Genomic DNA, 20,199 nt, shown 5'->3' on the forward strand with positions numbered 1-20,199 from the left:
TCTGGCTGTCCCGGCCGCCATGCGAGACGGCGCCGGGCGGGTGACGCGACTTCTCCACGAGCGCGACCGACTCTAACAGCGGTCCCGAACGCGACGACGCCGCCCGTGAGCCCGGGTCACACCTGTGCGGACACAAGGGGCGAACGGGTCGACACGGACGGCGTCGGCTGTGGAGCGGCCCCTCGCGGCGCCGCCCCGGTGTTCCTACAGCTCGGTGACCGAGCCACCGGCAGCGGCGATCTTCTCGCGGGCGGACCCGGAGAAGGCGTTCGCGCTGACGGTCAGCTTCACGCCGTCGAGGTCACCGGTCCCCAGCACCTTGACGGGTTGGTTCTTCCGAACGGCGCCGGCCGCGACCAGCTCCTCCGGCCCGACGGTGCCGCCCTCGGGGAAGAGGACCGCGAGGTCGCCGACGTTCACGACCTGGTACTCGACCCGGAAACGGTTCTTGAAGCCCTTGAGCTTGGGCAGCCGCATGTGCAGCGGCATCTGCCCGCCCTCGAAGGCCGGAGACACGTTCTTCCGGGCCTTGGTGCCCTTGGTACCACGACCGGCGGTCTTGCCCTTGCTGCCTTCACCGCGACCCACACGGGTCTTCGCGGTCTTGGCTCCGGGGGCCGGACGCAGGTGGTGGACCTTGATGGAGTCGGTCATCAGGAGCTCACCTCCTCCACCGTCACGAGGTGCCGGACGGTGTTGATCATGCCGCGGACCTGGGCGTTGTCCGGCCACTCCGAGGACTGGCGGATCTTGCGCAGGCCGAGGGCCTTGAGGGTCTCGCGCTGGTTCGCCTTGCCACCGATGGCGCTGCGAACCTGCGTGACCTTGAGCTTGCCCGTCGTCGAGTCAGCCATCACGACCTCGCAGCCTGAGCGGCGGCCGCACGGGCCCGCATCATCTGCGCGGGAGCGACGTCCTCGAGCGGCAGGCCACGGCGTGCCGCGACCTCCTCGGGACGCTGGATCATCTTCAGCGCGGCCACCGTGGCGTGCACGACGTTGATCGCGTTGTCGCTGCCCAGGCTCTTCGACAGGATGTCGTGGATGCCGGCGCACTCCAGGACGGCGCGCACCGGACCACCGGCGATGACACCGGTACCGGGGCTGGCCGGGCGGAGCAGGACGACACCCGCGGCCGCCTCACCCTGGACACGGTGCACGATGGTGCCGCCGATGCGGGGGACGCGGAAGAAGTTCTTCTTCGCCTCCTCCACGCCCTTGGCGATCGCCGCCGGCACCTCCTTGGCCTTGCCGTAGCCGACGCCCACCAGGCCGTCGCCGTCGCCGACGATCATCAGCGCGGTGAAGCTGAAGCGCCGACCACCCTTGACGACCTTGGCGACGCGGTTGATCGTCACCAGCCGCTCGATGTACGGGGTCTTGTCCTGGGCCGCCCCGCCACGGCCTCCGTCACGGCGGTCCCGGCGGTCGTTGCTTCCGCCACCGGGCCCTCCGCCTTCGCGCCGCGTACGTCCCGGCATCAGACGGTCCCTTCCATCTCGAACTTGTCCATCAGAACTCGAGGCCTCCCTCACGGGCGGCGTCCGCGAGCGCCGCGATGCGGCCGTGGTAGTCGTAGCCACCCCGGTCGAACACGACCGCGCTCACGCCGGCCTCCTTGGCGCGGCCGGCGATGAGCTCGCCGACCTTCGCCGCCTTGGCCTTCTTGTCGCCGTCCAGCGTGCGGATGTCCGCATCCAGCGTCGACGCCGAGGCCAGCGTGTGGCCGGTCAGGTCGTCGATCAGCTGCACGAACATGTGCCGCGAGCTGCGCTTGACGGCCAGCCGCGGGCGCTCGGCGCTGCCGCTGATCTTCTTGCGGAGCCGTGCGTGGCGGCGGGTCACCGACCGGCGACGGGTGGCGGACACCCGCGAGGCGGCGCGCTTCTTCGCCTTGGCAGAAATCGTCTCGGCCATCACTTACCCGTCTTTCCGACCTTGCGGCGGATCGTCTCGCCGGAGTAACGCACGCCCTTGCCCTTGTACGGGTCGGGCTTGCGCAGCTTCCGGATGTTGGCGGAGATCTCCCCGACCAACTGCTTGTCGATACCCGAGACGGAGAACCGGGTGGGCGACTCCACCGTGAAGGTGATGCCCTCCGGCGCCTCGATCACGACGGGGTGGCTGAAGCCGAGCGCGAACTCGAGGTTCCCGCCCTTCAGCGCGACGCGGTAACCGACACCGTGGATCTCGAGCTTCTTCTCGTAGCCGTTGGTGACACCAACGACGAGGTTGTTCACGAGCGTGCGCGAGAGGCCGTGGTAGGCCTTCGTCTTGCGCTCGTCGTCCGGCCGCTTGACCAGAACCGTGCCGTCGTCGTCGCGCTCGACCGTGATCGGCTCGATCACGGTGTGCGACAGGGTGCCCTTGGGGCCCTTGACGGTGACCGTGCGGCCCTCGATCGACACGTCGACGCCGGACGGAACGGCGATCGGCAGCTTCCCGATACGGGACATCGCTACTTCTCCCCTCTACCAGACGTAGGCGAGGACTTCCCCGCCCACGCCACTCCGGAACGCCTGCTTGTCGGTCATGAGCCCGTGGGACGTCGAGATGATCGCGACACCCAGGCCACCCAGAACGCGCGGCAGGTTGGTGGACTTTGCGTACACACGCAGACCGGGCTTGGAGACCCGGCGCAGGCCGGCGATGCTCCGCTCGCGGTTGCGCCCGTACTTCAGCTCGACGACCAGGGCCTGGCCGACCTCTGCGTCCTCGGTGTGGTGGGCCGAGATGTAGCCCTCCTTCTGAAGGATCTCCGCGATGGCGACCTTCAGCTTGGAGTGGGGCATCACGACCTGGTCGTGATAGGCCGAGTTCGCGTTCCGCAGACGCGTGAGCATGTCTGCGATCGGATCGGTCATCGTCATGGTGGTATCTCTTTCCCGCCGTGGTTCCCGTGAGGGCCTGCGGCGACTGGTGCCACTTCGTGGCCTGTGCGCGGTACGTGGTGCGACCGCTCCGCGGTGCGGAGCGGGCGCTGTCCACCGCGCAGAGGGTGGATCTCCCGTGTGCGGTGAGTGGTGCCGTGGCACCACTCACCGCATACGGACAGCCTAGCTGCAGCTACCAGCTGCTCTTGTGCACACCCGGCAGCTCGCCCGCGTGCGCCATCTGGCGCACGCAGATGCGGCACAGGCCGAACTTGCGCAGCACGGCGCGCGGCCGGCCGCACTTCTGGCAGCGGGTGTAACCGCGGACCTTGAACTTCGGCGTCTTCTCCGCCTTGATCCGAAGCGCCTTCTTCGCCATCTCAGGCCTCCTTGAAGGGGAAGCCGAGCTGGCGCAGGAGCGCCCGGCCTTCCTCGTCCGTGGTCGCGGTGGTCACGACGGTGATGTCCATGCCACGCGGCCGGTCGATCGAGTCCGGGTCGATCTCGTGGAACATCGACTGCTCGTTGAGACCGAAGGTGTAGTTGCCCCGGCCGTCGAACTGGGTGGCCGAGAGCCCACGGAAGTCACGGATACGCGGCAGCGCGATGGTCAGCAGCCGGTCCAGGAACTCCCACATCCGGTCGTTGCGAAGGGTGACCTTCGCGCCGATCGGTTGTCCCTCGCGCAGCTTGAACTGTGCGATGGACTTGGTCGCCCGGCGCATCAGCGGCTTCTGGCCGGTGATGGTGGCCAGGTCGCGCAGCGCGCCGTCGATCAGCTTCGAGTCACGGGCGGCGTCTCCGACACCCATGTTCACGACGACCTTCACGACGCCCGGGATCTGCATGACGTTCGAGTACTCGAACTGCTTCTGCAGCTCCGGCTTGATCTCGGCGACGTAGCGCGCCTTGAGGCGCGGCGCCGTCTTCTCAGCGGTGGTCATCTCAGATCTCCTTCCCGGACTTGCGGGAGATCCGGACACGCTTCGCCTTGCCGTCCTCGGTCTCGACGACGGACTTGCCGATGCGAGTCGGCTTCCCGTCGGCGTCGACGACCATGACGTTGGAGACGTGGATTGCCGCCTCCTGGGTCACGATCCCGCCCGACTGGGCACCGCGCTGGTTCTGGCTCACCCGGGTGTGCTTCTTGATCCGGTTGACGCCCTCGACCAGGACGCGGTCGCGCTCCGGGTAGGCCTGGATGACCTTGCCCTTCGCTCCCTTGTCCTTACCCGCGATCACCAGGACGGTGTCGCCCTTCTTGACCTTCATGTCAGAGCACCTCCGGGGCGAGGGAGATGATCCGCATGAACTTGCGGTCGCGCAGTTCGCGCCCGACCGGGCCGAAGATGCGGGTCCCTCGCGGTTCGCCGTTGTCCTTGATCAGGACGGCGGCGTTCTCGTCGAACCGGATGTAGCTGCCGTCCGGGCGACGCCTCTCCTTGACCGTGCGCACGATGACCGCCTTGACGACGTCACCGCGCTTCACGCCGGCCGCGGGGATGGCGTCCTTCACGGTGGCGACGATGACGTCGCCGATCCCCGCGTAGCGCCGCGCCGAACCGCCCAGCACCCGGATGCACAGGATCTCCTTGGCACCGGTGTTGTCCGCGACGCGCAGTCGCGACTCCTGCTGGATCACTTCGCCTTCTCCAGGATCTCGACCAGCCGCCACCGCTTGGTGGCCGACGTGGGCCGGGTCTCCATCAGCCGGACGCGGTCGCCCACGCCGGCCGTGTTGGCCTCGTCGTGCGCCTTGACCTTGCTGGTCCGGCGGATGACCTTGCCGTACAGCGGGTGCTTCACGCGGTCCTCGAGAGTGACCACGATGGTCTTGTCCATCTTGTCGGACACGACCAGGCCCTCGCGGACCTTCCGCTCCCCGCGCGTGCTGGTGTTCTCACTCATGCCGCGCCCTCATCGTCGCTCGGGGCGGCCGAGAGGCCCAGCTCGCGCTCACGCATGATCGTGTAGACCCGCGCGATGTCGTGCCGGACGGTACGCAGCCGCCGGTTGTTGTCCAGCTGCCCGGTCGCCATCTGGAAGCGGAGGTTGAACAGCTCCTCCTTGGACTCCCGGACCCGCAGCACGAGCTCCTCGTCGCTCAGCTCACGCAGCTCGGCAGCAGTCGTGGCGGCCATCAGATGTCACCACCCTCACGGGTCACGATCCGGCACTTCATGGGCAGCTTGTGGATGGCGCGACGCAGGGCCTCGCGCGCGGTCTGCTCGTTCGGGTAGCTCATCTCGAAGAGCACCCGCCCGGGCTTCACGTTGGTCACCCACTTCTCGGGGGAACCCTTACCGGAACCCATGCGGGTCTCGGCGGGCTTCTTGGTCAGGGGGCGGTCCGGGAAGACGTTGATCCAGACCTTGCCACCACGCTTGATGTGCCGGTTGATCGCGATACGCGCCGACTCGATCTGGCGGTTGGTGACGTAGGCCGGCTCCAGCGCCTGGATCCCGAAGTCACCGAAGGTGACGCGGGTCCCACCGGTCGAGGCGCCCGTCCGGTGCGGACGGTGCTGCTTGCGGTGCTTGACTCTGCGTGGAATCAGCATGACTCAGGACTCCCCACCGGCGTTCTCGGCCGGGGCCGAGTCCGCCTGCACGGCCGTCGCGGTGCCGCCACCGGACTGCTCCGCGGCGGCGCGCCCGGCGTCCGTGCTCGTGGCCGTGGTGCCGGACGAACCGGAACGGCGACGGGCGGGACGCTCGCGGCGGGGGCCACGGTCGCCGGACGGCGCGGCGGCGGGCGCGCCCTCACGGCGGCCCCCCACGACGTCACCCTTGTAGATCCAGACCTTCACGCCGATGCGGCCGAAGGAGGTACGGGCCTCGAAGAGGCCGTAGTCGATGTCCGCGCGCAGCGTGTGCAGCGGAACCCGACCCTCGCGGTAGAACTCCGAGCGCGACATCTCCGCGCCGCCGAGGCGACCGGAGCACTGCACACGGATCCCCTTGACCTGCGGCGAGCGCATGGCCGACTGGATGGCCTTACGCATCGCGCGCCGGAAGGCGACGCGGTTGGACAGCTGCTCGGCGACACCCTGTGCCACGAGCTGCGCGTCCGACTCGGAGTTCTTGACCTCGAGGATGTTGAGCTGGACCTGCTTCTTGGTCAGCTTCTCGAGGTTGCCTCGAATGCGGTCCGCCTCCGCGCCGCGCCGGCCGATCACGATGCCCGGACGCGCGGTGTGGATGTCCACCCGCACGCGGTCCCGGGTGCGCTCGATCTCGACCTTGGAGATGCCGGCCCGCTCCATGCCCTTGGCGAGCATCTTGCGGATCTCGACGTCCTCCTTGACGTACTCGGCGTACTGCTTGTCCGCGTACCAGCGGGACTTCCAGTCCGTGGTGATACCCAGACGGAACCCGTGCGGGTTGATCTTCTGCCCCATCAGCGGGCCCTTCCCTTCGCACCACGTGCGCCGCGTCCGGCCTTGGCGGGCCGCGACTCGAGCTCGACGGTGATGTGGCTCGTCCGCTTGCGGATGCGGTACGCACGCCCCTGGGCGCGCGGCCGGATCCGCTTGAGCGTCGGGCCCTCGTCGACCATGGCCACGGCGATCACGAGGGTCTCCGGGGCCAGGTCGAGGTTGTTCTCTGCGTTGGCCGCGGCGCTCGCCACGACCTTGGCCACGGGCTCCGCGGCGGCCTGCGGCGAGTACCGCAGGATCGCGAGGGCCTCGGCGACCGGCAGGCCACGGACCAGGTCGATCACACGCCGCACCTTCGTGGGCGACATGCGGACGAACCGGGCCTTGGCACGCGCACGAGGCAGCTCGAGCGCGGCGCCGGCGGTGTCCTGGGCTGTGTCAGCCATTGTTCTCCACCTCTCCTAGTCGCTACTCGGGCCGCTCAACGCCTGCGCGCTTTGCGGTCGTCCTTGATGTGGCCCCGGAACGTGCGGGTGGGAGCGAACTCCCCCAGCTTGTGGCCGACCATCGAGTCCGACACGAACACCGGCACGTGCTTGCGGCCGTCGTGCACCGCAATCGTGTGGCCGATCATGTCGGGGATGATGGTGGACCTACGGGACCAGGTCCGGATGACGGTCTTCTTGCCGGACTCGTTGAGAGCGTCCACCTTCTTGAGCAGGTGGTCGTCCACGAACGGGCCCTTCTTCAGGCTGCGCGGCATCTCTTACCTCCCTGCTCAGCGCTTCTTGCCGGTACGACGCCGGCGGACGATCAACTTGTCGGACGGCTTGGTGTGGCGGGTGCGGCCCTCGGGCTTGCCCGCGGGGTTGACCGGGTGGCGACCACCGGAGGTCTTGCCCTCACCACCACCGTGCGGGTGGTCGACCGGGTTCATGGCGACACCACGGACGGTCGGGCGCTTGCCCTTCCACCTCATGCGGCCGGCCTTGCCCCAGTTGATGTTGGAGTGCTCGGCGTTGCCCACCTCGCCGACGGTGGCCCGGCAGCGCACGTCGACGTTGCGGATCTCACCGGACGGCATGCGCAGCTGCGCGTAGGGGCCGTCCTTGGCGACGAGCTGCACGCTCGAGCCGGCGGACCGCGCGATCTTCGCGCCGCCACCGGGGCGGAGCTCGATCGCGTGGATCACGGTGCCGGTCGGGATGTTGCGCAGCGGCAGGTTGTTGCCCACCTTGATGTCGGCCTTCGGGCCGGCCTCGACGACGTCGCCCTGCTTGAGCTTCGCCGGCGCGATGATGTAGCGCTTCTCGCCGTCGGCGTAGTGCAGCAGCGCGATGCGGGACGTGCGGTTGGGGTCGTACTCGATGTGAGCGACCTTGGCCGGCACGCCGTCCTTGTCGTTCCGCCTGAAGTCGATCAGGCGGTAGGCGCGCTTGTGACCGCCACCCTGGTGACGCGTGGTCACCCTTCCGTGGGCGTTACGGCCACCCTTGTTGTGCAGCGGGCGGATCAGCGACTTCTCGGGCGTCGACCGGGTGATCTCGGCGAAGTCGGAGACGCTGGAGCCGCGACGGCCGGGGGTGGTCGGCTTGTACTTGCGGATTCCCATGGGTCTGCTCCTTTCCTCAGCTCACCCGGCCACCGAACACGTCGATGTCCTTGCTCTCCGCGGAGAGAGTGACGATCGCGCGTTTGGTGTCCTTGCGCTTGCCGTAGCCGGTCTTCGAACGCTTGCGCTTGCCCTGGCGGTTCAGCGTGTTGACGCTGAGCACCTTGACTCCGAAGACCTTCTCCACGGCAATCTTGATCTGGGTCTTGTTGGTGTCCGGCTTGACGACGAAGGTGTACTGGCGCTGATCCAGCAGCCCGTAGCTCTTCTCCGACACAACCGGCGCGAGCAGCACGTCGCGCGGGTCGGGGATCACTTGCTCTCCTCCTTCTCACGCTGCGACGACTCGGCGGCCTTCGACTTCCGGGTCGGCACCGCGACGGGGCCGGCGAGGAAGGTCTCGAGCGAGGCCGAGGTGAACAGCACGACGTCGTTGACGAGCACGTCGTAGGTGTTCAGCTGGTCCGGGGCGATGAGGTGCACGTCCGGCAGGTTGCGCAGGCTCAGCAGGTTCACCGAGTCGTCGCGGCCGACGACCGCGAGCACCTTGGTCCGGCCCTCGGGCAGGATCGCCGCGAGGATCGTCCGGGCGGACTTCGTCGAGGGTGTGTCGCCCTCGACCAGGCCGCTGACCACGTGCACCAGCCCGGCGCGGGCCCGGTCCGAGAGGGCGCCACGCAGGGCGGCGGCCTTCATCTTCTTCGGGGTCCGCTGGGTGTAGTCACGCGGTGTCGGGCCGTGGACGACGCCACCGCCGGCGAACTGCGGGGCGCGGATCGAGCCCTGGCGGGCGCGGCCGGTGCCCTTCTGCCGGTACGGCTTCTTGCCACCGCCGCGAACCTCGCCGCGGGTCTTGGTGTCGTGCGTGCCCTGGCGGGCGGCGGCCAGCTGGGCCACGACCACCTGGTGCATCAGCGGGACGTTGGCGGACACGTCGAAGACGTGCGCGGGCAGCTCGACGCTGCCGCTCGCCTTGCCCTCGGGGGTCCTGACGTCGATCGTGCTCATTACTTGCCACCACCCTTCGCGGCCGTCTTGACGACCACGAGGCCGCCCTTGGCGCCGGGGACCGCACCCTTGATCAGCAGCAGGCCGCGCTGGGCGTCGACCCGGTGCACGGTCAGGTTCTGCGTGGTCACCCGCGCGACGCCCATGCGGCCGGCCATCCGGAGGCCCTTGAAGACCCGGCCCGGGGTGGCGCAGCCGCCGATGGAGCCCGGCGAGCGGTGCTTGCGCTGGGTGCCGTGCGAGGCGCCGAGGCCCTTGAACCCGTGGCGCTTCATGACACCCGCGGTGCCCTTGCCCTTCGTGGTGCCCACGACGTCGACCGTCGTGCCCACCTCGAAGACCTCCGCGGTGATCTCCTGGCCGAGGCTGTACTCGGCGGCGTCGGAGGTGCGGAGCTCGACGGTGAAGCGCCGGGGGGTGACCCCGGCCTTCGCGAAGTGACCGGTCTCCGGCTTGTTCACCCGGCGCGGGTCCACAGCGCCGAACGCAAGCTGGACGGCGACGTAGCCGTCGGTCTCCTGGGAGCGGATCTGGGTCACCACGTTGGGTCCGGCCTGGACCACGGTGACCGGAACGATCCGGTTGTTCTCGTCGAATACCTGGGTCATCCCGAGCTTGCGCCCGAGGATGCCGGTGATCTGCCTGTCAGTCGTCATCGTCTCGTCAGCCCTACTGGATGTTGACGTCGACACTGGCCGGGAGGTCGATGCGCATCAGCGCGTCGACCGTCTTCGGCGTCGGGTCGAGGATGTCGATGAGCCGCTTGTGAGTGCGCATCTCGAAGTGCTCGCGCGAGTCCTTGTACTTGTGCGGCGAGCGGATGACGCAGTACACGTTCTTCTCGGTCGGCAGCGGCACAGGCCCCACGACCCGGGCACCGGTGCGCGTCACAGTCTCCACGATCTTGCGAGCAGACGCGTCGATTGCCTCGTGGTCGTAGGCCTTGAGCCTGATGCGGATCTTCTGTCCCGCCATGGTCGTGGGTCGTCCTCTTCTTCCTGCCGCTGCTTCACGGTTCTCCGGGTCGAGCCCCCCGTTCGGGAGCCCCGCATCGCCCGCACCTGCCCACCGGCCTCGGCGTCGCCGGCCACGTGTCTCCTCGACACGCTCCGGGCGCCGGTCACCGACCGCGGTCCGCGCTCTGTTCAGGTCTCACCCATGTGGGCCGGGGTCCGCCCGGATTCGCATCCGTTCGGTTCCTGTCCCACCCAGTGGGCTCCGGTCCACGAGGTCGGGCGTGTCGCCCTACTACTCGCACACCGGTCCCCCGGTTCACCGCTCCCCCCAGGGGGTTCGCTGTCAATCCGGGGCCGGCGCCGGCGGCGTGAGCACGGAGTCCCGGGAAACCCGGCTTCCGCGCGCTTGCCTCCGACGCGCAACCCGTCAAGGATGCCATACGTGTTTCAGGCACCCCCGACCGGGGTGCGGCCCGTGGACCACGGGGGTCCACGGGCCGCGAAAGGTCTTACTGGTTGATCTTGATGACCTGGCCGGCGCCGACGGTCCGTCCACCCTCACGGATGGCGAACTGCAGGCCCTCCTCCATGGCGATCGGCTGGATCAGCGCGACGCTCATGGTGGTGTTGTCACCGGGCATGACCATCTCGGTGCCGCTGGGCAGCGTCACCACGCCGGTCACGTCCGTCGTCCGGAAGTAGAACTGCGGACGGTAGTTGTTGAAGAACGGGGTGTGACGGCCACCCTCGTCCTTCGACAGGATGTAGACCTGGCCCTCGAAGTCCGTGTGCGGGGTGATCGAGCCGGGCTTGACGATGACCTGCCCGCGCTCGACGTCCTCGCGCTTGATGCCGCGGACCAACAGGCCGACGTTCTCGCCCGCGCGACCCTCGTCGAGGATCTTACGGAACATCTCGACACCGGTGACGGTGGTCTTCGTCGACTTCTCCTTGATGCCGACGATCTCCACCTCCTCGTTCACCTTGACGATGCCGCGCTCGATGCGGCCGGTGACGACGGTGCCACGACCGGTGATCGTGAAGACGTCCTCGACGGGCATGAGGAACGGCTTCGCGATGTCCCGCTCGGGCTCCGGGATGCTCTCGTCCACGGCGTCCATGAGCTCGAGGAGCTTCTCGGACCACTCGGCGTCGCCCTCGAGGGCCTTGAGCGCCGAGACGCGCACGATCGGCAGGTCGTCGCCCGGGTACTCCTGCGACGACAGCAGCTCACGGACCTCCAGCTCGACGAGCTCGAGGATCTCCTCGTCGTCGACCATGTCCGACTTGTTGAGCGCCACCACGATGTAGGGCACGCCGACCTGACGGGCGAGCAGCACGTGATCACTCGTCTGGGGCATCGGGCCGTCGGTCGCGGCGACCACCAGGATGGCGCCGTCCATCTGCGCCGCACCGGTGATCATGTTCTTGATGTAGTCCGCGTGACCGGGGCAGTCCACGTGGGCGTAGTGCCGCTTCTCGGTCTGGTACTCGACGTGCGCGATCGAGATCGTGATACCGCGCTGGCGCTCTTCCGGTGCCTTGTCGATCATGTCGAACGCCGAGGCCTCGTTGAGGTCCGGGTACTTGTCGTGCAGAACCTTGGTGATGGCCGCCGTCAGCGTGGTCTTGCCGTGGTCGATGTGACCGATGGTGCCGATGTTGACGTGCGGCTTGGTCCGCTCGAACTTCGCCTTCGCCACTGCAGTGTCCTCCTGGACTTGATGTTCTTATCCGCCGTGCTGACGGCAGGTCTGGGGTTGGAACGGTCGTGCGGAGAGCCGGGCCGCGGACCCTACAGGGCCGCGACCCGGCGCTCTCACTCGCCCGTCGCCTTGGCGATGATCTCCTTGGCCACGTTCGCCGGAACCTCGGCGTACGAGTCGAAGACCATCGTGTAGTTCGCCCGGCCCTGGGTCCGCGACCGGAGGTCACCGACGTAGCCGAACATCTCGGACAGCGGAACGAGCGCCTTGACGATGCGTGCGCCCGACCGCTCCTCCATGGCCTGGATCTGGCCACGGCGGGAGTTCAGGTCGCCGATCACGTCGCCCATGTAGTCCTCGGGCGTCGTGACCTCGACGGCCATCATCGGCTCGAGGATGGCCGGGCTGGCCTGGCGAGCCGCCTCCTTGAGGGCGATCGAGCCGGCGACCTTGAAGGCCATCTCGGACGAGTCGACCTCGTGGTAGGCACCGTCGACCAGGGTCAGCTTGACCCCGACCAGCGGGTATCCGGCGAGGATGCCGTACTGCATGGCGTCCTGCGCGCCGGCGTCGACCGACGGGATGTACTCCCGCGGGATACGACCACCGGTGACCTTGTTGTCGAACTCGTACAGCGCACCGTCCGCGGTGTCCAACGGCTCCAGGGTGATGATCACCTTGGCGAACTGCCCCGAGCCACCGGTCTGCTTCTTGTGCGTGTAGCTGTACTTCTCGACGGGCCTGCGGATCGTCTCGCGGTAGGCGACCTGCGGCTTACCGATGTTCGCCTCGACCTTGTAGTCGGACTTCATCCGGTTGACGAGCACCTCGAGGTGCAGCTCGCCCATGCCGGCGAGGATCGTCTGACCGCTCTCCTCGTCCAGGGAGACCTGGAACGTGGGGTCCTCTTCCGCGAGCTTCTGGATCGCGATGCCCAGCTTCTCCTGGTCGGCCTTGGTCTTGGGCTCGACCGCGACCTGGATGACCGGGTCCGGGAAGGTCATCGACTCGAGGACGATCGGCTGCTGCGGGTCGCAGAGCGTGTCGCCCGTCGTCGTGTCCTTCAGGCCGATGACCGCGTAGATGTGGCCGGCCATGGCCTCGTCGACCGGGTTCTCCTTGTTGGCGTGCATCTGGAAGAGCTTCCCGATGCGCTCCTTGCGGTCCTTGGTCGAGTTCACGACCTGGGAGCCCGCGGCGACCCGGCCCGAGTAGACCCTGACGTAGGTGAGCTTGCCGAAGAACGGGTGCGCGGCGATCTTGAAGGCGAGGGCCGAGAACGGCTCGTCCTTGCTGGGCTTGCGGCTGGCCGGGGTCTCCCCGTCCGGCAGCGTGCCCTCGACCGGCGGCACGTCGTACGGCGACGGCAGGTAGTCGATGACCGCGTCGAGCATGGGCTGGACGCCCTTGTTCTTGAACGCGGACCCGCAGAGGACCGGGTACGCCGAGCGGTTCGTGACGATCCGCCGGATACCGGTCTTGATCTGCTCGACCGTGAGCTCGTCGCCACCGAGGTAGGACTCCATCAGCGCGTCGTCGGTCTCGGCCACGGCCTCGACCAGCTTCTCGCGCCACTCGGCGACCACGTCGGCCATGTCCGCCGGGATCTCCTCGACGGCGTAGTCCTCGCCCTTCTGGACGTCGCCGCGCCAGGTGAGCGCCTGCATCTCGACCAGGTCGACGACTCCGATGAAGTCGTTCTCCGAGCCGATCGGGAGCTGAATCGGCAGCGGCTTGGCGCCGAGCCGGTCCTGGATGGTGCGGACCGTGAAGTAGAAGTCAGCGCCCAGCTTGTCCATCTTGTTGACGAAGCAGATGCGGGGAACGTCGTACTTCGTGGCCTGCCGCCAGACCTGCTCGGACTGCGGCTCGACACCTTCCTTGCCGTCGAAGACCGCGACGGCGCCGTCGAGGACGCGCAGCGAACGCTCCACCTCGACGGTGAAGTCGACGTGCCCGGGGGTGTCGATGATGTTGATCTGGTGGTCTTTCCAGAAGCAGGTCGTCGCGGCGGACGTGATCGTGATGCCGCGCTTCTGCTCCTCCTCCATCCAGTCCATCGTCGCCGCGCCGTCGTGGACCTCACCGATCTTGTAGTTGATCCCGGTGTAGTACAGGATCCGCTCGGTGGTCGTGGTCTTGCCGGCATCGATGTGAGCCATGATGCCGATGTTGCGGACCTTGGTGAGGTCCGTCAGCACGTCCCGTGCCACTGTCAGCTCTCTTCCCTCTTAGTGGAGGTTGGCGCGGACGATCGGGCCCGTCACCAGCGGTAGTGGGCGAAGGCCTTGTTGGACTCCGCCATCTTGTGCATGTCCTCGCGCCGCTTGACGGCGGCGCCGAGGCCGTTGCTCGCGTCGAGGAGCTCGTTCATGAGCCGCTCGACCATGGTCTTCTCACGGCGCTGGCCGGCGTAGCTGACCAGCCACCGCAGACCCAGGGTGGTCTGCCGCACTGCGCGGACCTCGACCGGGACCTGGTAGGTCGCGCCACCGACACGGCGGCTGCGGACCTCGAGGGCCGGCTTGACGTTGTCCAGCGCGCGCTTGAGCGTGACGACCGGGTCGGTGCCGGTCTTCTCGCGGGTGCCCTCGAGGGCGGCGTAGACGATGCGCTCGGCCAGCGAACGCTTGCCGTCCTGGAGCACCTTGTTCACCAGCTGCGTGACCAGCGGCGAGCTGTAGACCGGGTCGGAGACCAGCGGCCGCTTCGGAGCGGGGCCCTTGCGCGGCATATCAGCTCTTCTCCTTCTTCGCGCCGTAACGGCTGCGGGACTGCTTGCGGTTCTTCACGCCCTGCGTGTCGAGCGAGCCGCGGATGACCTTGTACCGGACACCCGGCAGATCCTTCACACGACCGCCACGGACCAGCACGATCGAGTGCTCCTGCAGGTTGTGACCCTCGCCCGGGATGTAGGCGGTGACCTCGATGCCGCTGCTGAGCTTGACGCGCGCGACCTTCCGCAGCGCCGAGTTCGGCTTCTTCGGGGTCGTCGTGTAGACGCGCGTGCACACGCCGCGCCGCTGGGGGCTGCCCTTGAGGGCGGCGGTCTTGGTCTTCGCGACCTTGTCCTCGCGGCCCTTGCGGACCAGCTGCTGAATCGTGGGCATGAACCGTCTACTTCTTCCCTTGGTGCTTCTCAGGTGTCTCGCCCGTGCGGCTGCTCGGGCGGGCAGGTCGTGCGCCGGGTTCCGGGGCCGGCGTGAACCGGCCCGCCGGAACCCGAGGTCGGGCGTGTCGCGCCCTGCACACTCCACGACGAGGTCATCTCGACTCCGGGGAGCGTCCAGGGTTCCCGCCGCCGGACGGACCCGATCGAGCGGCACGACGTCCCGGAGGGCGGGTACTGCGCGACCCGGAACCGAGAGGCACGCGGATCGGCCCGACCGTGGCGTCCCGACCTGCGAGGATCTGGCGATCCACGAAGATCCGGACGCGCGCGAACGAGCGCAAGACCCAAGAATACTCGGCCCGTGCCACGAGGGTCAAAACGGGTCCGACCAGGTCTTGCGAAGGTCCCCGCAGAGTGCCGTAGCCCGCCGCGGTGAGGCAAGGCGACTCACCCGCTCGCCGCAGCGTTTCTTCCGCTCGCCGTACGTCCGGAGCCGGGCTCCGTCCGTTCGACGCGCCCCGCCGACGCGGTGACCGCACCGGCCGGAGCGCGGGCCTGCTGGCCCGCGCGGGCCCGGAATGCCCCGACCGGGCTGTCCCGTGAGGACGTCACCTTGGTTACCGTCCGGTAATGCACCTCACGTTGCCGCGCCCCGTCGTCCGGGCGCTGGTACGGGCCACCGTCGCCCCCGTGCTGTCCCCACGGATCCCCGTGGGCGCGCAGCGACGACTGCTCGACCTGTCCGGCCGGGTGCTCCCGCTCCCCCGTGGGACCCGGAACACCTCGTCGTCCCTGGGTGGCGTCCCGTCCGTACGGGTCACCACCGCCGAGTCGACCGGCCCTCACGTCGTGCTGTTCCTGCACGGCGGCGGGTACACGACCGGTTCCCCGGCCTCGCACCTCGGGCTGGGCGCCGGCCTCGCCGAGGCGAGCGGAGCCCCCGTGCACCTGCTGCACTACCGGCGCGCGCCGGAGCACCCGTACCCGGCCGCGGTCGACGACGCGCACGCCGCTTTCCACGCCCTGGTGGAAGCAGGACAAGTACCTCAACGCATCGTCCTCGCCGGAGATTCCGCGGGCGCCGGGATCGCCGTGGCGCTGCTCCTCCGGCTGCGGGACGCCGGCGAGGAGCTGCCCGGCACCGTCGGCCTGATCTCGCCGTGGCTCGATCTCGACCTCACCGACCCCGCCGTCGCGGCGAACACGGGGCGGGACGCGATGCTCGACCCGCGCTGGCTCCGCCGGGCCGCCGTGGCCTACCGCGCGGGCAGCGACTCCCCGGGCCTGCGCCCGCTCGAGGCGGACCTGTCCAGGCTGCCGCCGCTGCACGTCGTCGCCGGGGCGGACGAGATCCTGGTCGGGGACGCGGAACGGCTCGTCCGGGGTGTCGCGGCCGTCGGTGGCCGCGCCGATCTGCACGTCGCCCCCGGGATGTGGCACGACCACCTGGTCTTCGCCGGGCTCCTCGGGCAGGCGGCCGCGGACCTCCGCGCGCTCGGTGCGGCCCTGCGCGCCGACGTAGTGGCACGACGGCCGCGGGTCGCCGTCGTCGGGACGGGGTTCGGCGGGATCGGCATGGGCGCCGCGCTGCGCGCCGACGGCCTCACCGACACCACGCTGTTCGAGAAGGCCGACGGTGTCGGCGGCGTCTGGCGGGACAACACCTATCCCGGCGCGGCCTGCGACGTCCCCTCGCACCTGTACTCGTACTCCTTCGCGCCCGGCCGCGAGTGGTCCCGGCGGTTCGCCCCGCAGCCGGACATCCTGCGCTACCTGCGCCGGGTCACCGCCGAGCACGGGCTCGAGCCGGACCTGCGGCTGTACACGGAGATCACCGAGGCCCGCTTCGACGAGGAGCGGGCCGTGTGGCGGCTCGCCACGGGCGCCGGCGAGACCGTCGAGGCGGACGCCCTGGTCTCGGCCTGTGGTCAGCTCTCCCGTCCCGCCGAGCCGGACCTCCCCGGGCTCCCGTCGTTCCGCGGCCCGGTGTTCCACTCCGCGCGCTGGGATCACGACGTCGACCTGCGGGGGAAGCGGGTCGCCGTCGTCGGGACCGGCGCCAGCGCGATCCAGTTCGTGCCCGCGATCGCCGACGAGGTCGCGGCGCTGACCGTGTTCCAGCGCTCCGCGCCCTACCTGATCCCGAAGCCCGACCGCCGCTACGGCCCGCGCGCCCTGGCGCTGTTCCAGCGGTTCCCGATGTGGCGCACGGTGTCGCGCGGGTTCTGGGGCGCCTTCTTCGAGTTCGGGGCGCTGGGGCTCACGTCGGTCCGCGCGGCCGCCACCCCGTTCCGGCTCGCCTACGCCGCGCTCGTCCGCGCGCAACTCCCGGACCCCGAACTGCGGGCCCGGGTCGAGCCGGACTACCCGGTGGGCTGCAAACGGATCCTCATCTCGTCGGACTGGTTCCGCGCCCTCGCGAAACCCCACGTCGACGTGGAGACCGCCGCGATCGCCGAGGTCACGCCCGACGGCATCCGCACCGCCGACGGCGTCCTGCACCCGGCGGACGTGATCGTGTTCGGCACGGGCTTCCGCACCAACGACTTCCTGGCGCCGATGAAGGTGTTCGGCCGCGGCGGCGTGGAGCTCTCCGAGCAGTGGCGCGACGGGGCCCGCGCCCACCTCGGGATCACCGTGCCCGGCTTCCCCAACCTGTTCCTGCTCTACGGCCCGAACACCAACGTGGGCTCGGGATCGATCGTGCACATGCTGGAGTGCCAGATCCGGTACGTCCGCGAGGGGATCCGGCGGCTCGCGGCCGGTGTCCGCACGCTGGAGGTCCGGGAGGACGCCGCGACGGACTACGACGTCGAGATCCAGGACCGGCTCACCGGCAGCGTCTGGACCGAGTGCTCCAGCTGGTACCGCGACGCCGAGGGCCGGATCGTGAACAACTGGCCCGGCACGATGACGGAGTACCGCCGCCGCACCCGGACCTTCGACGCGGACAACTACCGCGCCGAGTAGCCCGGAAACGACGAACGGGGCCGAACACCGCCACGGGAGAGCGGTATCCGGCCCCGTTCGGGACCTCGCCTTCGGCATCGGGCCCCCCGCCGTCGCGGGGGGCCCGAACCGGCTACCGGCTAGCGGTAGTCGCGACCGAAGTCGTAGTCGTCCAGCGGCACCGCGGCACCGGTGCCCGTGCCGAACACGTCGGGGCTGTAGTAGCCGTCGTCGTAGCTCGGCAGCGCGTAGGCGGCCGCGCGGGCCTCCTCCGTGGGCTGCACCTGGATGTTGCGGTACCGGTTGATCCCCGTGCCCGCGGGGATCAGCTTGCCGATGATGACGTTCTCCTTGAGCCCGACGAGCTTGTCGCGCTTTCCGTTGATCGCCGCATCGGTGAGGATCCGGGTGGTCTCCTGGAACGAGGCCGCGGACAGCCACGACTCCGTCGCCAGCGAGGCCTTCGTGATCCCCATGAGCACCGGGCGGCCGGAGGCCGGCTCGTTGCCCTCGGACACCACGCGCCGGTTCTCCGACTCGAACTCGCCCCGCTCGGCGAGCGCGCCGGGCAGGAACTCGGTGGCACCCGAGTCGATGATCGTCACCCGGCGGAGCATCTGCCGGACGATGACCTCGATGTGCTTGTCGTGGATGTCCACGCTCTGCGTGCGGTACACCTTCTGCACCTCACGCACGAGGTGCAGCTGCACCTCACGCGGGCCCATGACGCGCAGCACCTCGTGCGGGTCCGCCGTGCCCTCGAGGAGCAGCTGGCCGACGTGCACGTGGTCGCCGTCGCGGAGCGGGCGCTCCTGGCCGTCGACGTCGGTCATCGCCAGCCACTGACGCTTCGACAGCTTCTCGTAGACGATCTCCTCGCCCCCGTCGTCCGGGGTGAGGGTGATCTTCCAGAAGCGGTCGCCGTCCTCGATCCGGATCCGGCCGTCGACGTCCGCGATGGGCGCCTTGCCACGCGGCACGCGAGCCTCGAAGAGCTCCGTGACACGGGGCAGACCGGTCGTGATGTCGTCACCGGCGACACCACCCTGGTGGAACGTACGCATGGTCAGCTGCGTACCGGGCTCACCGATGGACTGGGCCGCGACGATGCCGACGGCCTCGCCGACGTCCACCAGCTTGCCGGTGGCCATCGAGCGGCCGTAGCACATGCCGCAGATGCCGGTGGCCGAAGCGCAGGTCAGGGCGCTGCGCACCCGGATCGTCCGGACGCCGGCCGCCACGAGGGCGTCCAGTGCCGGGTCCCCGAGGTCCCCGCCCTTCTCGACGATGATCTCGCCGTCCGGGCCGCGGACCTCCTCGGCCGAGCAGCGCGCGTACACCGAGGTGCGGATGTAGCGGTGCGGGATCAGCGTCCCGTCCGCGGTCTCCTCCGTGACGGCCATGGTGACCGCCCGCTCGGTGCCGCAGTCCACCTCGCGGACGATGACGTCCTGCGAGACGTCCACGAGACGCCGGGTCAGGTAGCCCGAGTCCGCGGTCCGCAGCGCGGTGTCCGCCAGACCCTTACGGGTGCCGTGCGTGGAGATGAAGTACTCCAGCACCGACAGGCCCTCGCGGAAGTTCGCCTTGATCGGGCGGGGGATGTACTCACCCTTGGGGTTCGCGACCAGACCACGCATACCGGCGAGCTGCCGGACCTGCGTCATGTTGCCCGCGGCCCCGGACTTCACGATCAGCGGGATCGGGTTGTCCTCGGGGAAGTTGTCCTCCATGGCCCTGGCGACCTCTTCGGACGCCTGGGTCCAGATCTTGACCATCTCGTCGTTGCGCTCCTGGTGGGAGAGCGCACCGCGCTGGTACCGCTTGTTGACCTGGTCGGCCTTGAGCTCGTAACCGTCGAGGATCTGCTGCTTGTTCGGCGGCACCACGACGTCGTCGATCGCCAGCGTCACGCCGGAGCGCGTGGCCCAGTAGAAGCCCGCGTCCTTCAGCCGGTCCAGGACCTGCGCGACCTCGGTCATCGAGTAGCGCTCGGCCAGGTCGTTGATGATCGCGGCCTGCGCCTTCTTGGGCAGCGCATCGTTGATGAACGGGTAGTCCACCGGCAGCAGCTCGTTGAAGAGCACGCGGCCGAGCGTCGTCTCCGCCTTCCAGACCTCGCCGTCCTCGAGCACCGTCCCGGCGATCGGGGCGACTCCGGGGAGCCGGATCTTGATCGGCGCCTGCAGGTGCAGTGTCTTCCGGTCGTAGGCCATGATCGCCTCGGCGAGCGAGCTGTACGACCCGCCGTTGCCGTGCGCCTCCGGACGGATCCGGGTCAGGTGGTACAGACCCGTGACCATGTCCAGACGCGGCATGGCGAGCGGACGCCCGGATGCCGGCGACAGGATGTTGTTGCTCGAGAGCATCAGCACCCGGGCCTCGGACTGCGCCTCGGCCGACAGCGGCAGGTGCACCGCCATCTGGTCACCGTCGAAGTCCGCGTTGAACGCCTCGCAGACCAGCGGGTGCAGCTGGATGGCCTTGCCCTCGACCAGCTGCGGCTCGAAGGCCTGGATGCCGAGGCGGTGCAGCGTCGGCGCGCGGTTGAGCAGCACGGGGTGCTCGGAGATGACCTCCTCGAGCACGTCCCACACCTGCGAGC

The 20,199-nt window shown here is 69.1% G+C and carries 27 protein-coding genes; 1 reads left to right on the forward strand and 26 read right to left on the reverse strand.

The window, feature by feature from the left end; all coding sequences use genetic code 11:
• Nucleotides 1-204: 204 nt before the first annotated feature.
• The 25 genes from rplO to rpsL all read right to left on the reverse strand — a co-directional run bounded on the left by rplO (nucleotide 205) and on the right by rpsL (nucleotide 14,643).
• Nucleotides 205-654: a 50S ribosomal protein L15 gene (gene rplO, locus JWP64_RS24905; protein WP_297501825.1), complete on the reverse strand. Its 450-nt coding sequence runs from the start codon at nucleotides 652-654 to the stop codon at nucleotides 205-207.
• A complete protein-coding gene (gene rpmD, locus JWP64_RS24910) occupies nucleotides 654-854 on the reverse strand; it encodes a 50S ribosomal protein L30 (protein ID WP_297501828.1) in 201 nt (66 codons plus the stop codon). Before rpmD ends, rplO begins: the two co-directional genes overlap by 1 nt.
• A complete protein-coding gene (gene rpsE, locus JWP64_RS24915) occupies nucleotides 854-1,480 on the reverse strand; it encodes a 30S ribosomal protein S5 (protein ID WP_297501831.1) in 627 nt (208 codons plus the stop codon). The genes rpmD and rpsE overlap by 1 nt, the downstream gene beginning before the upstream one ends.
• A 31-nt stretch (nucleotides 1,481-1,511) precedes the next feature.
• Nucleotides 1,512-1,916 carry a 50S ribosomal protein L18 gene (gene rplR, locus JWP64_RS24920; RefSeq protein ID WP_297501835.1) on the reverse strand — a complete coding sequence of 135 codons (405 nt, stop codon included), beginning with the start codon at nucleotides 1,914-1,916 and terminating at the stop codon, nucleotides 1,512-1,514.
• Complete coding sequence (gene rplF / locus JWP64_RS24925) at nucleotides 1,916-2,455, reverse strand: 50S ribosomal protein L6 (RefSeq protein ID WP_297501838.1); 540 nt, start codon at nucleotides 2,453-2,455, stop codon at nucleotides 1,916-1,918. The genes rplR and rplF overlap by 1 nt, the downstream gene beginning before the upstream one ends.
• A gap of 15 nt (nucleotides 2,456-2,470) precedes the next feature.
• A complete protein-coding gene (rpsH, locus tag JWP64_RS24930; protein ID WP_297501841.1) occupies nucleotides 2,471-2,869 on the reverse strand; it encodes a 30S ribosomal protein S8 in 399 nt (132 codons plus the stop codon).
• Between the two features lie 196 nt (nucleotides 2,870-3,065).
• Nucleotides 3,066-3,251 (reverse strand): type Z 30S ribosomal protein S14, encoded by a 186-nt coding sequence (locus JWP64_RS24935; protein WP_297501844.1) that lies wholly within the window; start codon nucleotides 3,249-3,251, stop codon nucleotides 3,066-3,068.
• 1 nt (nucleotide 3,252) lies between these two features.
• A complete protein-coding gene (gene rplE, locus JWP64_RS24940) occupies nucleotides 3,253-3,816 on the reverse strand; it encodes a 50S ribosomal protein L5 (RefSeq protein ID WP_297501846.1) in 564 nt (187 codons plus the stop codon).
• Between the two features lies 1 nt (nucleotide 3,817).
• Nucleotides 3,818-4,144: a 50S ribosomal protein L24 gene (gene rplX / locus JWP64_RS24945; RefSeq protein WP_297501849.1), complete on the reverse strand. Its 327-nt coding sequence runs from the start codon at nucleotides 4,142-4,144 to the stop codon at nucleotides 3,818-3,820.
• A 1-nt stretch (nucleotide 4,145) separates the two neighbouring features.
• Nucleotides 4,146-4,514, reverse strand: a complete 369-nt coding sequence (gene rplN / locus JWP64_RS24950; RefSeq protein ID WP_297501852.1) for a 50S ribosomal protein L14 — start codon at nucleotides 4,512-4,514, stop codon at nucleotides 4,146-4,148.
• The gene (gene rpsQ / locus JWP64_RS24955) at nucleotides 4,511-4,780 is read right to left on the reverse strand and encodes a 30S ribosomal protein S17 (RefSeq protein ID WP_297501854.1); all 270 of its coding nucleotides are present in this window, start codon (nucleotides 4,778-4,780) and stop codon (nucleotides 4,511-4,513) included. The genes rplN and rpsQ overlap by 4 nt, the downstream gene beginning before the upstream one ends.
• Nucleotides 4,777-5,013: a 50S ribosomal protein L29 gene (gene rpmC / locus JWP64_RS24960; RefSeq protein ID WP_297501857.1), complete on the reverse strand. Its 237-nt coding sequence runs from the start codon at nucleotides 5,011-5,013 to the stop codon at nucleotides 4,777-4,779. The genes rpsQ and rpmC overlap by 4 nt, the downstream gene beginning before the upstream one ends.
• Nucleotides 5,013-5,432: a 50S ribosomal protein L16 gene (gene rplP / locus JWP64_RS24965; protein ID WP_297501859.1), complete on the reverse strand. Its 420-nt coding sequence runs from the start codon at nucleotides 5,430-5,432 to the stop codon at nucleotides 5,013-5,015. The genes rpmC and rplP overlap by 1 nt, the downstream gene beginning before the upstream one ends.
• Nucleotides 5,433-5,435: 3 nt before the next feature.
• Nucleotides 5,436-6,272, reverse strand: a complete 837-nt coding sequence (gene rpsC, locus JWP64_RS24970) for a 30S ribosomal protein S3 (protein ID WP_297501862.1) — start codon at nucleotides 6,270-6,272, stop codon at nucleotides 5,436-5,438.
• Nucleotides 6,272-6,697, reverse strand: coding sequence for a 50S ribosomal protein L22 (gene rplV / locus JWP64_RS24975; protein WP_297501864.1), 426 nt, complete (start codon nucleotides 6,695-6,697; stop codon nucleotides 6,272-6,274). Before rplV ends, rpsC begins: the two co-directional genes overlap by 1 nt.
• Nucleotides 6,698-6,732: 35 nt before the next feature.
• Nucleotides 6,733-7,014, reverse strand: a complete 282-nt coding sequence (gene rpsS, locus JWP64_RS24980; protein WP_020622935.1) for a 30S ribosomal protein S19 — start codon at nucleotides 7,012-7,014, stop codon at nucleotides 6,733-6,735.
• Nucleotides 7,015-7,029: 15 nt separating this feature from the next.
• Nucleotides 7,030-7,863, reverse strand: a complete 834-nt coding sequence (gene rplB / locus JWP64_RS24985) for a 50S ribosomal protein L2 (protein WP_297501869.1) — start codon at nucleotides 7,861-7,863, stop codon at nucleotides 7,030-7,032.
• A gap of 16 nt (nucleotides 7,864-7,879) precedes the next feature.
• A complete protein-coding gene (gene rplW / locus JWP64_RS24990) occupies nucleotides 7,880-8,179 on the reverse strand; it encodes a 50S ribosomal protein L23 (protein WP_297501871.1) in 300 nt (99 codons plus the stop codon).
• Nucleotides 8,176-8,871: a 50S ribosomal protein L4 gene (gene rplD / locus JWP64_RS24995; RefSeq protein ID WP_297501873.1), complete on the reverse strand. Its 696-nt coding sequence runs from the start codon at nucleotides 8,869-8,871 to the stop codon at nucleotides 8,176-8,178. Before rplD ends, rplW begins: the two co-directional genes overlap by 4 nt.
• Complete coding sequence (rplC, locus tag JWP64_RS25000; protein ID WP_297501876.1) at nucleotides 8,871-9,527, reverse strand: 50S ribosomal protein L3; 657 nt, start codon at nucleotides 9,525-9,527, stop codon at nucleotides 8,871-8,873. Before rplC ends, rplD begins: the two co-directional genes overlap by 1 nt.
• A 13-nt stretch (nucleotides 9,528-9,540) precedes the next feature.
• Nucleotides 9,541-9,846: a 30S ribosomal protein S10 gene (rpsJ, locus tag JWP64_RS25005; protein WP_003938093.1), complete on the reverse strand. Its 306-nt coding sequence runs from the start codon at nucleotides 9,844-9,846 to the stop codon at nucleotides 9,541-9,543.
• A 490-nt stretch (nucleotides 9,847-10,336) separates the two neighbouring features.
• Nucleotides 10,337-11,530 (reverse strand): elongation factor Tu, encoded by a 1,194-nt coding sequence (gene tuf / locus JWP64_RS25010; protein WP_297501879.1) that lies wholly within the window; start codon nucleotides 11,528-11,530, stop codon nucleotides 10,337-10,339.
• 116 nt (nucleotides 11,531-11,646) lie between these two features.
• A complete protein-coding gene (gene fusA, locus JWP64_RS25015) occupies nucleotides 11,647-13,746 on the reverse strand; it encodes an elongation factor G (protein ID WP_297501880.1) in 2,100 nt (699 codons plus the stop codon).
• A gap of 50 nt (nucleotides 13,747-13,796) precedes the next feature.
• Entirely contained in the window at nucleotides 13,797-14,267 is a 471-nt protein-coding gene (rpsG, locus tag JWP64_RS25020; protein ID WP_297501883.1) for a 30S ribosomal protein S7, read from the reverse strand.
• 1 nt (nucleotide 14,268) lies between these two features.
• Complete coding sequence (gene rpsL / locus JWP64_RS25025) at nucleotides 14,269-14,643, reverse strand: 30S ribosomal protein S12 (RefSeq protein WP_037046087.1); 375 nt, start codon at nucleotides 14,641-14,643, stop codon at nucleotides 14,269-14,271.
• 632 nt (nucleotides 14,644-15,275) lie between these two features.
• Here rpsL and JWP64_RS25030 point away from each other — a divergent pair.
• On the forward strand, nucleotides 15,276-17,615 hold the full coding sequence (locus tag JWP64_RS25030; protein ID WP_297501890.1) for an alpha/beta hydrolase fold domain-containing protein: 2,340 nt from the start codon (nucleotides 15,276-15,278) through the stop codon (nucleotides 17,613-17,615).
• A 119-nt stretch (nucleotides 17,616-17,734) separates the two neighbouring features.
• On the opposite strand, the gene rpoC is transcribed toward JWP64_RS25030, so the two are convergent.
• Nucleotides 17,735-20,199 (reverse strand): DNA-directed RNA polymerase subunit beta' (gene rpoC / locus JWP64_RS25035; RefSeq protein WP_297501893.1); only part of this gene is annotated, 2,465 nt, incomplete at its 5' end.

Origin of the sequence: Pseudonocardia sp. (assembly GCF_025465255.1) — a bacterium.
Lineage (GTDB): Bacteria > Actinomycetota > Actinomycetes > Mycobacteriales > Pseudonocardiaceae > Pseudonocardia.